The 12458-nt window shown below is 65.6% G+C and carries 10 protein-coding genes; 8 read left to right on the top strand and 2 right to left on the bottom strand.

The genetic code is table 11. The features are described from left to right. The first annotated feature begins 127 nt into the window (after positions 1 to 127). The 4 genes from CBY09_RS03190 to tal are packed head-to-tail and all read left to right on the top strand — an operon-like array spanning position 128 to position 5454. Complete coding sequence (locus tag CBY09_RS03190; RefSeq protein ID WP_094286372.1) at positions 128 to 1153, top strand: ABC transporter substrate-binding protein; 1026 nt, start codon at positions 128 to 130, stop codon at positions 1151 to 1153. Next, on the top strand, positions 1153 to 3384 hold the full coding sequence (locus CBY09_RS03195) for an ABC transporter permease (RefSeq protein WP_094286374.1): 2232 nt from the start codon (positions 1153 to 1155) through the stop codon (positions 3382 to 3384). Before CBY09_RS03190 ends, CBY09_RS03195 begins: the two co-directional genes overlap by 1 nt. A gap of 26 nt (positions 3385 to 3410) precedes the next feature. Next, a complete protein-coding gene (locus CBY09_RS03200) occupies positions 3411 to 4493 on the top strand; it encodes an ABC transporter ATP-binding protein (protein ID WP_094286376.1) in 1083 nt (360 codons plus the stop codon). Positions 4494 to 4503: 10 nt separating this feature from the next. Next, positions 4504 to 5454, top strand: a complete 951-nt coding sequence (gene tal, locus CBY09_RS03205; protein WP_094286378.1) for a transaldolase — start codon at positions 4504 to 4506, stop codon at positions 5452 to 5454. A gap of 195 nt (positions 5455 to 5649) precedes the next feature. Here the strand turns inward: tal and CBY09_RS03210 are convergent, their stop codons facing one another. Both CBY09_RS03210 and CBY09_RS03215 read right to left on the bottom strand, forming a co-directional pair. After that, positions 5650 to 7044: a sensor histidine kinase gene (locus tag CBY09_RS03210; protein ID WP_094286380.1), complete on the bottom strand. Its 1395-nt coding sequence runs from the start codon at positions 7042 to 7044 to the stop codon at positions 5650 to 5652. 161 nt (positions 7045 to 7205) lie between these two features. Further along, complete coding sequence (locus tag CBY09_RS03215) at positions 7206 to 7922, bottom strand: response regulator transcription factor (RefSeq protein ID WP_063460119.1); 717 nt, start codon at positions 7920 to 7922, stop codon at positions 7206 to 7208. Positions 7923 to 8090: 168 nt separating this feature from the next. On the opposite strand from CBY09_RS03215, the gene CBY09_RS03220 reads away from it, so the two are divergent. The 4 genes from CBY09_RS03220 (at position 8091) to CBY09_RS03235 (ending at position 12446) form a co-directional block, all read left to right on the top strand. After that, positions 8091 to 9341, top strand: a complete 1251-nt coding sequence (locus tag CBY09_RS03220; protein ID WP_094286382.1) for an ABC transporter substrate-binding protein — start codon at positions 8091 to 8093, stop codon at positions 9339 to 9341. Positions 9342 to 9398: 57 nt separating this feature from the next. Continuing rightward, the gene (locus tag CBY09_RS03225; protein ID WP_476692198.1) at positions 9399 to 10583 is read left to right on the top strand and encodes a carbohydrate porin; all 1185 of its coding nucleotides are present in this window, start codon (positions 9399 to 9401) and stop codon (positions 10581 to 10583) included. A gap of 122 nt (positions 10584 to 10705) precedes the next feature. After that, the gene (locus tag CBY09_RS03230; RefSeq protein WP_094286387.1) at positions 10706 to 11587 is read left to right on the top strand and encodes a carbohydrate ABC transporter permease; all 882 of its coding nucleotides are present in this window, start codon (positions 10706 to 10708) and stop codon (positions 11585 to 11587) included. Next, the gene (locus tag CBY09_RS03235; protein ID WP_094286389.1) at positions 11577 to 12446 is read left to right on the top strand and encodes a carbohydrate ABC transporter permease; all 870 of its coding nucleotides are present in this window, start codon (positions 11577 to 11579) and stop codon (positions 12444 to 12446) included. The genes CBY09_RS03230 and CBY09_RS03235 overlap by 11 nt, the downstream gene beginning before the upstream one ends. Positions 12447 to 12458 lie beyond the last annotated feature (12 nt).

Below are 12458 nucleotides of genomic sequence, written 5' to 3' on the forward strand. Positions count from 1 at the left end.
TCTGCATGTGCCCCTGCGTTCACCTGTGCTTGCACACCCTGCGTGTTATCCCGGTGGCCGGGGGCGTGGCCGGGCTCTAGGATGGGCTGAAACTTTATTGTCATATTTGATTGGAACGGAAGCCCCGATGCGCAAGCCCATCCTCCACACCTTTGCCGCTGCCGCCCTGGCCCTGCTGGCCTCCAGCGCTTATGCCCAAGGCCAAGTCAACATCATCTGCTCGGTGCAGGCCGAGTGGTGCAACCTGATGTCCACCGTGTATTCCAAGACCACCGGCACCAAGGTCAACATGACGGCCAAAGGCTCGGGCGAAGCGCTCGCACAGCTCAACGCCGAGAAGGCCAACCCCAAGACCGACATCTGGTTTGGCGGCACGGGCGACCCGCACCTGCAGGCGGCTGAGCAAGGCCTCACGCTCGAGTACAAATCGGCCCAGCTCGCGCAGCTGCATCCTTGGGCGCAGAAGCAGGCCGCTGACTCCAAGTACCGCACTGTGGGCGTGTACCTGGGCCCGCTGGGCTTCGGCTACAACACAGAGCTGCTGGCCAAGCGCAAGCTGAAAGCCCCGCAGTCCTGGGCCGACCTGCTCAAGCCCGAGTTCAAGGGCGAGGTGCAGATGGCCAACCCCGCATCCAGCGGCACGGCTTACACCATGATCGCCACGCTGGTGCAGATCATGGGTGAGGAAAAGGCCTTTGAATACCTCAAGGCCCTGCACCCCAACATCAGCACCTACACCCGCTCGGGCACGGCGCCCGTCAAGGCGGCGGCGCGCGGCGAGACCACCATCTCGGTAAGCTTTGTGCACGACGTGACCACCGAGGCGGTCAACGGCTTCCCCGTGGGCTCTGTCACCCCGTCTGAAGGCACGGGCGCCGAAGTGGGTTCGATGAGCATCGTCAAGAACGGCCCCAATACCGAGGCCGCCAAGAAGTTCTACGAATGGGCGCTCACGCCCGGTGGCCAGCAGTTTGGCCTGGCGGCCAAGCAGTTCCAGCTGCCCAGCAACACGCAGGTGCCCAAAGACCCGCGCATGACCGACCCCGCCAAGATCAAGCTCATCAACTACGACTACGCCAAGTACGGTGCCAGCGCCGAGCGCCGCCGCCTGATTGCGCGCTGGGAAAAAGAAGTCCAGAACGCGGCGCGCTGATGGCGGCCGCGTCTGTGGCGATGGGGCTCGCGCCCCGGCGGGCGGTGGCGGCCAACCGGCCCCTGTGGGCCTGGGTGCTGATCGGTGTGCTTGGCTACCTGCTGCTGCCCTGGTATGCGCAGCAGGACGCCAACGGCCTGCTGGCCGTGGGACTGGTGTGGGGCGATGCGCAGGCCGCCAATGGCCTGCTGCAGGCCGCGCAGCATGGGCGCCCCTGGCTGTGGCTGGGCCTGCTGGGCCTGGCTGTGGCAGGCGTGGGGGCGGCCCTGCCTGCGGGCCGCCAGCAAGGCGCTGTGTTGGTGGCTGGGGGCGCGCTGGGGCTGGTGGCCTTGCTGCTCGGTGGCTTCACCATTGGCGCGCGCGGCTGGGCGTTTGAATGGATAAATGCCAGCCTGGGCGAACTGGGCACACGCCAGCCCGGCATGGGCTGGGGTGGATTTGTGGTGCTGTCGGCGTTGCTGGTGCTGCTGTCGTTTGGCGTTGCGCGGCGCGGCTTCTTCAAGGGCGATCTGTTTGTGGCGGCGGCCGTGCTGGGCTGTGGCAGCCTGCTGGCGCTGTTCATCGTGTTCCCGGTGCTCAAGGCGCTGTCGGCCGCGTTTTTTCTGGAGGACGGCCCGTTCTCGCTGGCCGTGATGTGGGAGCGCATCGCACACGAGCGCAACTTTGGCCTGGCCTGCCTGGGGGGCGGGCAGCGCTGCGGCGTGGCGTGGAACACGCTGTTCCTGGGCCTCATGACAGCGACCAGCACCACGCTGCTGGGCACCTTCATGGCGCTGATGGCCGAGCGTGCCTCGCGCCGGTATGCCCGGCCGCTCAACATCGTGGCGCTGCTGCCCATCATCACGCCGCCCTTTGTGGTGGGCCTGGGGCTCATCCTGCTGTTCGGCCGCGCGGGGGTGTTCAACCAGTTTCTGGAGTACGCGTTTGGCATCACGCCCACGCGCTGGTTCTACGGCTGGTTCGGCGTGTGGGTGGCACAGACCTTCGCCTTCACGCCCATCGCCTTCATGATCATGCGCGGCGTGGTGCAGGGCGTGGCCCCCAGCCTGGAAGAGGCCGCACAAACCCTGCGCGCCAGCCCGCACCAGACCTTCATGACCGTCACGCTGCCGCTGCTCAAGCCCGGCCTGGCCAACGCCTTCCTGGTGGGCTTCATCGAGAGCATGGCCGACTTCGGCAACCCCATCGTGGTGGGCGGGCAGTTCTCGGTGCTGTCCACCGAAATTTTCTTCGCCATCGTGGGCGCGCAGTACGACCAGGGCCGTGCCGCATCGCTGGCCTGGATCCTCACGCTGTTCGCGCTCACCGTGTTCGCCATTCAGCGCGGGCTACTGGGCAAGCAGAACTTCACCACCGTCTCGGGCAAGGGCGATGCAGGCATTGCCATGCCGCTGCCCCAAGGCGTGCGCCGCGCGGTGCACTCCATTGCGCTGCCCTGGATGGCGTTCACCCTCATCGTGTACCTGTTCGCGCTCGCCGGTGGTTTTGTGCAGACCTGGGGGCGCGACTACACCATCACGCTGGCGCATTTCCGTACCGCGTTCAGCGTGGAATGGGGGCAGTTCGGTGTGGTGTGGGCGGGCACGGCGTGGAACTCGTTCTTCACGACCCTCAAGCTCGCCGCCATTTCGGCGCCGCTCACGGCCACGCTGGGCATCGGCATTGCGTGGCTGCTGGCGCGCACCGAGTTCCGGGGGCAGGGCGCGTTCGAGTTCTCGGCCTTGCTGGCGTTTGCCATCCCGGGCACGGTGCTGGGCGTGAGCTACATCCTGGCCTTCAACGTGCCGCCGTTCGAGCTGACGGGCACGGCGCTCATCATTGTGTTGTGCTTCATGTTCCGCAATTTGCCGGTGGGCGTGCGGGCGGGCACGGCGGCTTTCAAGCAGCTCGACCGGTCGCTGGATGAAGCGTCCGTCATGCTGCGCGCAGGCAGCGTGCAGACGCTGCGCCACGTGGTGCTGCCGCTGCTCAAGCCCGCGCTGGTGGCCGCGCTGGTCTACAGCTTTGTGCGCGCCATCACCACCGTGAGCGCGGTGATCTTTCTGGTCACGGCCGAGAACGAGCTGGCCACCACCTACATCATCGGCCGCGTGGGCAATGGCGACTATGGCGTGGCGCTGGCGTACTGCACGGTGCTCATCATCCTCATGTCGGCCTCCATCGGACTCATTCAACTGCTCGTCGGCGACCGCAAGCTTGGGCGGCGTGCAGCCGCACCCGCCGCGCACTGACCACTCTCCAAAAGAAGAACAACGCCATGAACCACAGCGACGCGGGCATCGTGTTCCGCAACATCACCAAGCGCTACGGCACTGACAGCAGTGCGGCCATGGCTGTCAAGGGCATCAGCTTTGAGGTGCCGCGTGGCACGCTCACCACCATCCTCGGCCCCTCGGGCTGCGGCAAGACGACCACCTTGCGCATGATCGCCGGGCTGGAGTCGCCCACGTCCGGCGAGATATTCATCGGCGGCAAGGACGTGACCACGCTGGGCCCCGCCCAACGCAACGTGAGCATGATGTTCCAGAGCTACGCGCTGTTCCCGCACATGAACGTGGTGGAGAACGTGATGTACGGCCTGCGCATGTCCGGCCAAGCCAAGGAGGCGGCCCGCGCCAAGGCCGTGGAGGCGCTGCGCGGCGTGGGCCTGGTGGGGTTTGACGACCGCCTGCCCAGCGAGCTGTCGGGCGGCCAGCAGCAGCGTGTGGCCCTGGCCCGCGCGCTGGTGCTGGAGCCCGAGGTGCTGCTGTTTGACGAGCCCCTGTCCAACCTCGACGCGCGCCTGCGCCGCGAGATGCGCGAAGAAATCCGTGCGCTGCAGCAGCGCCTGTCGCTCACGGTGGCCTACGTCACGCACGACCAGGCCGAGGCCATGGCCGTGAGCGACCAGATCATCGTGATGAACCAGGGCCTGATTGCGCAAAAAGGCTCGCCCCGCGCGTTGTACGAAACCCCGCACAGTGAGTTTGTTGCGGGCTTCATGGGCGAGGCCATGCTGTTCCCGGCCATGGCCGACGCTGACGGCACGGTGGCGCTCGGCCCACTGGTGCTGCGCCCCCGCATGGCGGTGCAGAGCGGCCCGGTGAAGGTGGCGGTGCGCCCCGAGGCCTGGCGCATCACCCGCCAGGGCGAGGGGCTGCTGCCCGCGCGGCTGGCCAAGTCGGCCTACCTGGGCGCGGTGCACGAGTACACGTTTGAAACCGCGCTCGGGAGCATCTTTGTGGTGTCGTCCGACCTCGACGATGTGCTGGCCGTGGGTGACGAGGTGGGGCTGGGCCTGGGGGTGCACGGCGTATCGGTGGTTGGTAGTACTGAAGGCTCTACGCCCGATGCGGAATAATGGCGCCACCATGACGCACCAACTCGACGCCCTCAAACAGTTCACCACCGTGGTTGCCGACACCGGCGACTTCAAGCAACTGGCGCAGTTCCAGCCCCAGGATGCCACCACCAACCCGTCGCTGATCCTCAAAGCCGTGCAAAAGCCTGAGTACGCGCCGCTGCTGCAAGACACCGTGGCCCAGTTCCGGGGCCGCCCGATGGATGAAATCATCGACCGCCTGCTCGTGCGCTTCGGCCGCGAGATCCTGGCCACCATCCCGGGCCGTGTGTCCACCGAGGTCGATGCCCGCCTGAGCTTTGACACCAGCGCCACCGTCACGCGCGCCGAGCGCATCATCGAGCTGTACCAGGCCGAAGGCATCCACATCGACCGCGTGCTGATCAAGATCGCCTCCACCTGGGAAGGCATCAAGGCCGCCGAGCAGCTGGAGCGCAAGGGCATCCATACCAACCTCACACTGCTGTTCTCGTTCGCCCAGGCCGTGGCCTGCGGCGACGCCAAGGTGCAGCTGATCTCGCCCTTTGTGGGCCGTATTTACGACTGGTACAAGAAGCAGGCGGGTGCGAGCTGGGACGAAGCCGCCCGCGCTGGCGCCAACGACCCGGGCGTGCAATCGGTCACGCAGATCTACAACCACTACAAGCGTTTTGGCATTGCTACCGAGGTGATGGGCGCGAGCTTTCGCAACGTGGGCCAGATCACGGCGCTGGCCGGGTGTGACCTGCTGACCATTGCGCCCGAGCTGTTGGCGCAGCTGGCGGCGAGCGAGGCGCCGTTGCAGCGCGCGCTGGATGCGGAGGCTGCCAAGGCGATGGACTTGCCTGCGGTGAACTATGACGAGGCGGGGTTCCGTTATGCGTTGAATGAGGACGCGATGGCGACGGAGAAGCTGGCTGAGGGGATTCGGGCGTTTGCTGCGGATGCGGTGAAGCTGGAGAAGCTGATCCTGGCGGCTTGAAGTTGCTTTTGGTTTTTTGGGCGGCTGGTGCTTGTTTTGGGAGCACCAGCCGCTTTGTTTTTTGTAGCTCAGCCCGAACGGTTCCGAGGTGGCGCCCAGGCTTCGAAAACTCAGCCTTTTAGATCTATCTGCTATCAAAAAAAGAGCTGTAAAGATGTATCCAGAGCGCGGAGAAGCCCAAAAAATCTCAAAAAATCACCCCGCAGGCACCCGCATCCCCACCCGCAATCCCTTCGGCACCACCCCCTCGGCCACCGTCCGGCCGCCGTGCCGCAGTGCAATCTCCTCCACGATCGACAGGCCCAGTCCACAGCCGCCCGCCTTGTCGGACCCGCGCCAGAACCGCGCAAACAGATCGCCCAGGTGCTCGGCCGGTACACCCGGCCCGTCGTCCTCCACCACCAGCAAGGCCCAGCGGCCGGGCTCCTCGTGGCCTACGCGCACCGTCACGGTGGCGCCGGGGCCTGCGTAGTGCAGGGCGTTGTCGATGAGGTTGTTCAGCGCCTCGCGCAGCAGCAGCGGGTGGCCCTGCACGGGCAGGCTGTCGTCGCCCTCGTAGCCCAGGTCCATGCCCTGGGCCAGGGCGCGGGCGGCCCATTCGCGGGCCACCTCGCGGGCCAGGGCGGCCAGGTCGATGGACTGCATCTCCACGTTCGACTCAGATCGCGCCAGCTGCAGCAGCTGGTGCACCAGGTGGGCGCTGCGCTGGGCGGCCGACAGCACCTTCTGCAGGCGGGCCTGCACTGCCGGTTCGTGACTTTCGTGCAAGGCCAGCTCGGTCTGGCCGATCAGGCCTGCGAGCGGGGTGCGCAACTGGTGGGCGGCGTCGTTGAGAAAACGCTTTTCCTTTTGCTGGCCGCGTGCCACGGTTTCCAGCAGCCGGTTGATGGTGCTGGCCAGCGAATGCACCTCCTGCGGGGCCGATGTCAGCTCGATCGGCAGCAGCGGTGTGGTGCCCGTGTGGGGCTGGGCGCCCGCGCGTTCGATCTGCGCCTCCAGGCGCTTGAGGGGCTGCAGGCCGCGCAGCACGCCGGCGTACACCACGGCACTCAGGGCCAGGCCCATCAGGCCCATGGGGAACACCATCTGCTCCAGCAGCTCCTGCGCAATGCGCTCACGCACGGTGAGGCTCTGGGCCACCTGCACGCGCAGGCGCTGGCGGGTAGAGGCGGTGCCGTAGTCCACGTCCAGCAGGGCCACGCGCACGGGGCGGTCGTCCACGCGGGCGTGGTACAGGTAGGGGTCGCCCACGCGCACATCGACGGGCGGCGGCGGCGGCAGCTGGGCGTTGCCCAGCAGAAAGCGCCCGGGTGGGGACGACACCATGTAGGTAATGCGGTCGGCCGGGTCTTGCTCCAGGATGTCCTGCGCGGCCTTCGGAAAGTCCACCAGCAGCCCGTCGCCAATCGGCTTGATTTGCCGCGCCAGCGCCCGCACCGACTGCGTCAGCGTCTGGTCAATCCCCTTCTCGCCGTTCTGCAGCGCAATCCGCCACGCCAGAAACCCGCCGGACAGCCACAACACCAGCTGCGGCAGCAACAGCCACAGCAGCAGCTTGCGTTGAAGAGAAACCCCGGGAACGTGGCGCATGAATGACCGTAAAAATCAAGTGGCGCGCGGCTTGCAACTGGCGCGACCGAGGCCAGTGCCGCCGCGCAAGGGCCGCCAAGCCGCAGATACGGCGCTGCGCTTGTGTGCGCTGGCGGCGTCCCCCCCACGGGGGGAAGATGCGAAGCATCTCAGGGGGGGCTTCATGGTCTATTCAGCATGTACCCCAACCCCCGGATATTGCGGATGTTCAGGGGCGAGGCGTCCAGCTTCTTGCGCAGGCGGTGCACATACACCTCCAGCGCATTCGAGGCCAATGGCGCTGCGGCCTGGCCGGGTTCGGTGGGGCTGGCGCGCCAGGCGGCCAGCACGTCGTCGCGCGTGACCACCTCGCCCACACGGTGGGCCAGCAGGGCCAGCAGTTCCCACTCGCGCTGGGTCAGGTCCAGCGGGTCGCCGTTCAGCGCGGCTGCCTGGCCCGCGTGGTCCAGCACCAGCGGGCCCAGGGTGGTGAGCTGCGGGCCCTGGGTGCTGCTGGCCTGGGTAAATGCGGGCTGGCGCGCACGGCGCAGCATGGCCTGCAGGCGGGCCTGCAGCTCCTGCATGTTGAAGGGTTTGGTGAGGTAGTCGTCGGCCCCGGCGTTGAGGCCCTGCACGCGGTCTTCCACGCCGTCGCGGGCCGTGAGGATCAGCACGGGCAGGCCCGCAATGTGGGCGCGCGCCCAGGTCAGCAGCTCAATGCCATCGGCGCCCGGCAGGCCCAGGTCCAGGATGATCCCGTCCACTGCCTGCATCTGCAAAAGCGCCATGGCCTGCGGCACGCTGCTGGCGGTGCAGACGCTGTAATCGAGTTGCTTGAGTTGGCCGGAAAGTGCGTCGAGCAAGAGAGCGTCGTCTTCGACAATGAGTAGCGTGGCCATGGATTGAGCATATCAAAGGGCCCCGCAGCCAAGCCTTTGTGGCCCGGTTGCGACTCTCAGGGAAAGCCCTGAGAATTAAATTAATTATTGTAATTAAAGTACCGACTGCGCTGAACAGCACCGAATTGCGGCGCACCAAACGGATTCAAACATCGAGGAGACACGGGTATGTGGAAGATGACAAAAATCGCCGCAGTGGCGGTGGGCCTGGCGGCAGCGATGTCGGCCAGCGCGGGGGAGGTCGAGGTCCTGCACTACTGGACTTCGGGCGGCGAGGCCAAGTCGGTGGCCGAACTCAAGAAGATCATGCAGGGCAAGGGCCACACCTGGCGCGACTTTGCCGTGGCCGGTGGTGGTGGCGACAGCGCCATGACGGTGCTGAAAAGCCGCGTGATCTCGGGCAACCCCCCTTCGGCCGCGCAGACCAAGGGCCCTGCCATCCAGGAATGGGCGTCGGAAGGCGTGCTGGCCAACATGGACACGCTGGCCAAGGCCGAGAAGTGGGACGAGCTGCTGCCCAAGGTGGTCGCCGATGTGATGAAGTACAAGGGCGCCTACGTGGCCGCCCCCGTCAATGTGCACCGCGTCAACTGGATGTGGGGCAGCTCCGAGGCCCTGAAGAAGGCTGGCGTGGCCGCCATGCCCAAGACCTGGGACGAGTTCTTCGCCGCCGCCGACAAGCTCAAGGCTGCCGGCCTGATCCCGGTGGCCCATGGCGGCCAGAACTGGCAGGACTTCACCACGTTTGAGTCCGTGGTGCTCGGCGTGGGTGGACCCAAGTTCTATCAGGACGCGCTCGTCAAGCTCGACAACTCTGCGCTCACCAGCGACAACATGAAGAAGTCGCTCGAGACCTTCCGCCGCATCAAGGGCTACACCGACCCCGGCGCACCCGGCCGCGACTGGAATCTGGCCACGGCCATGCTGATCCAGGGCAAGGCGGGCTTTCAGCTGATGGGTGACTGGGCCAAAGGCGAGTTCCTGGCGGCAGGCAAGGCGCCGGGCAAGGACTTCCTGTGCTCCGCTGCCCCGGGCTCGGCCAACGCGTTCACCTTCAACGTCGATTCGTTCATCCTGTTCAAGCTCAAGGACGCAGCCGCACAGAAGGCGCAGAGCGACCTGGCCAGCTCCATCATGAGCCCGGCCTTCCAGGAAGTGTTCAACCTGAACAAGGGTTCCATCCCCGTGCGTGCGGGCCAGCCGATGGACAAGTTCGACGACTGCGCCAAGGCCTCGGCCAAGGACTTTGTGGACACCGCCAAGAGCGGCGGCCTGGTGCCCAGCGCGGCCCACGGCATGGCGATTGCCCCGGCCACCGAAGGCGCCATCAAGGACGTGGTCAGCCAGTTCTGGAACGACGACAAGGTCAGCGTCGCCGATGCCATGAAGAAGATCGCGGCCGCCGCGAAAACCAAGTAAGCCGTGCAAGACACACGCGCACACACGCACTAAAACCAACCCCAGAGGGATCCCATCATGAAGACAAGAAACCGCCTCACGGCGGTGGCTTTGGCCGCCGCATGCGCGAATGGCGCCTTTGCTATGGACGTAGCAGGCTTTGAGTTCAACGGCTACTCGCGCGGTGGCCCTGTGTTCAACCACTCCGACGGCGTCAAGGGCAACCTGTCGCTCGGCGGCGAGCTGCAGAAGTTCCGCCTGGGCAACGAGGGCGACAACGGCATCGAAGTCAACTTTGCGCGCACCTTCGAAGCCGGCGGCGTGAAGTGGAAGGTGAACTACATGCCCGCCAAGTGGGGCAGCGGCGACATCAGCACCGAGCAGGCGTTTGTGGAAATGAGCGGCTTCTCGTTCGCCCCCGAAGCCAAGTTCTGGGCCGGCCAGCGCCGCCTGCGCATCCAGGATGTGCACATCGTTGACTACTTCCTGCTGAACTATGGCGACAACATCGGCGCCGGTGTGACCGACGTGCCCGTGGGTGGCATGAAGCTGGGCGTGGGCCTGTTCACCGGCGACAAGTTCGACGGCGGCCTGCCCAACAATGTGAAGGCGCACCGCATCAACGCCGACCTGTCCGAGATCAACACCAACCCCGGCGGCAAGCTGCGCGTGCTGCTCACGGCCGTGGGCGGCAAGGGCCAGGTCAACGGTGGTTCGGGTTCGGGCATCTCCTTCATGCACACGCAAAAGGAATTCCTGCTGCCCAGCATCAGCAACACCTTCTACCTGCAGACCTCGCGCGGCCATGCCCGCATCGACGGCGAGTTCGAAGCCATCGACGGCACGCGCGCTGGCCGCCGCTCCACGCGCATTGCCGACTCCATCAACTGGCAAAGCGGCCCCTTTGGCGGCCAGGCCCTCATTGGCTACCAGACCAACAAGGCCGACCTGACCGGTGTGGAGACCAAGGACTTCTCGCTGGGTGGCCGGGGCTCGTATGCGTTCAGCAAGAACTTCAAGGGCCTGGTGGAACTGTCCACCACCACCCGCAAGGGCAGCGGCCCGGACCAGCGCCTGTCCAAGGCCACGCTGGCAGGTGCCCTGGCGCTGTCGGAAGACTTCTGGTCGCGCCCCGAGCTGCGCCTGTACGTGACCAAGGCCAACTGGAACCAGGCCGCCGCCGCAGCCAACGCGGGCAGCTTTGGCGCCAATGGCAAGACCTCGCGCACGCTGGTGGGCGTGCAGTACGAGGTGTGGTGGTGATCCGTTGAGGAGGTAGTGAGATAGCGAGTTATCCAGAGGTTACTTTGTTCAGTTTGGGGGGCACTCCTGCGTGTCCCCCGCTTTTTTTCCATGCAGGACGATGACAAACACATACCGTGGCCATGAGCAAGAACACCTTTGAAACATGGCTGCCCAAGCTGGTCGTAGCGCCTGCCTTTGTGCTGGGCTTCGCCTTCATTTATGGCCTGATGGTGTGGAACGGCGTGCTCAGCCTCACCGTCTCGCGCATGCTGCCCAACTACGAATGGGCGGGCCTGGCGCAGTACGAGCGCCTGTGGGAGATGGACCGCTGGTGGGTGGCCCTCAAGAACCTGGGCATCTTCGGCGTGGGCTACGTGGGCGGCTCGCTGGCCATCGGCGTGGTGCTGGCCGTGCTGCTGGACCAGAAGATCCGCGCCGAAGGCGCGCTGCGCACCATCTACCTGTACCCCATGGCGCTGTCGTTTGTGGTGACCGGCACGGCCTGGAAGTGGCTGCTCAACCCGGGCCTGGGCATCGAGAAAATGGTGCGCGACTGGGGCTTTCCCAACTTTGAATTTGGCTGGCTGGTGGACACCGAGATGGCCATCTACTGCGTGGTCATCGCGGGCATCTGGCAAAGCGCCGGGTTTGCGATGGCGCTGTTCCTGGCGGGCCTGCGCGGCATCGACGACAGCATCATCAAGGCCGCCCAGGTCGATGGCGCTTCGCTGCCGCGCATCTACTGGCGCATCGTGCTGCCCGCGCTCAGGCCCGTGTTCTTCTCCACGCTCATGGTGCTGTCGCACCTGGCGATCAAGAGTTTTGACCTGGTGATGGCACTCACCGCCGGTGGCCCCGGTTTTGCCACCGATGTGCCCGCCACCTTCATGTACACCATGTCGTTCTCGCGCGGGCAGATTGGCCTGGGCGCAGCCAGTGCCACCATGATGCTGGCCACCGTGGCAGCCCTGGTGATTCCTTACCTTTACAGCGAACTGCGGACCAAAGCCCATGACCGCTAAGCCTTCTTTGCTCCCTTCCGTGGGCCGCTTTCTGGTCTACGCGGTACTGGCCCTGGCCACCGCCTTCTTTCTGTTGCCGCTGTACGCGATGCTGGTCACCTCGTTCAAGGACGCAGAAGAGATCCGCAGCACCTCGCTGCTGGCGCTGCCGGGCTCGCTGAACTGGTCGGCCTGGGGCACGGCCTGGTCCAGCGCTTGCACCGGCGTGGACTGCAATGGCCTGCGCCCGTTCTTCATGAACTCGGTGGCCATGGCTGTGCCCGCCGTGCTGATCTCCACTGTGTGGGGCGCCGTCAACGGCTATGTGCTGAGCTTGTGGAAGTTTCGCGGCAGCGATGTGCTGTTCGGCCTGCTGCTGTTCGGCGTGTTCATGCCCTTCCAGGTGGTGCTGCTGCCCATGAGCCAGGTGCTGGGCTGGCTGGGTCTGTCCAGCTCCATCACCGGGCTGGTGCTGGTGCACTGCCTGGCGGGCCTCGCGGGCACCACGCTGTTCTTCCGCAACTACTACGCGGCCATCCCCAAGGAGCTGGTGAACGCGGCCCGCATGGATGGCGCCAGCTTCTTCCAGATCTTCTGGCGCATCGTGCTGCCGCTGTCCACGCCCATCGTCATGGTCACGCTGATCTGGCAGTTCACCAACATCTGGAACGACTTCCTGTTCGGCGTGGTGTTCTCGGGCACGGACTCGAAGCCGGTGACGGTGGGCCTGAACAACCTGGCCAACACCAGCAGCAGCGTGAAGGCCTACAACGTGGACATGGCGGCCGCCATCATCGCGGGCCTGCCGACCATGGTGATCTACGTGCTGGCCGGTAAGTTTTTTGTGCGCGGGCTCACTGCTGGCGCCGTCAAAGGTTAAGAGAGTAAGAAA

This window comes from Acidovorax kalamii, assembly GCF_002245625.1.
GTDB lineage: Bacteria > Pseudomonadota > Gammaproteobacteria > Burkholderiales > Burkholderiaceae_C > Acidovorax > Acidovorax kalamii.

Excerpts from the sequence above, each read along its gene's own strand:
- CBY09_RS03215 (WP_063460119.1), bottom strand. The coding sequence starts at position 7,922 with ATGGCCACGCTACTCATTGTCGAAGACGACGCTCTCTTGCTCGACGCA.
- tal (WP_094286378.1), top strand. The coding sequence starts at position 4,504 with ATGACGCACCAACTCGACGCCCTCAAACAGTTCACCACCGTGGTTGCC.
- CBY09_RS03235 (WP_094286389.1), top strand. The coding sequence starts at position 11,577 with ATGACCGCTAAGCCTTCTTTGCTCCCTTCCGTGGGCCGCTTTCTGGTC.
- CBY09_RS03200 (WP_094286376.1), top strand. The coding sequence starts at position 3,411 with ATGAACCACAGCGACGCGGGCATCGTGTTCCGCAACATCACCAAGCGC.
- CBY09_RS03225 (WP_476692198.1), top strand. The coding sequence starts at position 9,399 with ATGAAGACAAGAAACCGCCTCACGGCGGTGGCTTTGGCCGCCGCATGC.
- CBY09_RS03190 (WP_094286372.1), top strand. The coding sequence starts at position 128 with ATGCGCAAGCCCATCCTCCACACCTTTGCCGCTGCCGCCCTGGCCCTG.
- CBY09_RS03210 (WP_094286380.1), bottom strand. The coding sequence starts at position 7,044 with ATGCGCCACGTTCCCGGGGTTTCTCTTCAACGCAAGCTGCTGCTGTGG.
- CBY09_RS03230 (WP_094286387.1), top strand. The coding sequence starts at position 10,706 with ATGAGCAAGAACACCTTTGAAACATGGCTGCCCAAGCTGGTCGTAGCG.
- CBY09_RS03220 (WP_094286382.1), top strand. The coding sequence starts at position 8,091 with ATGTGGAAGATGACAAAAATCGCCGCAGTGGCGGTGGGCCTGGCGGCA.
- CBY09_RS03195 (WP_094286374.1), top strand. The coding sequence starts at position 1,153 with ATGGCGGCCGCGTCTGTGGCGATGGGGCTCGCGCCCCGGCGGGCGGTG.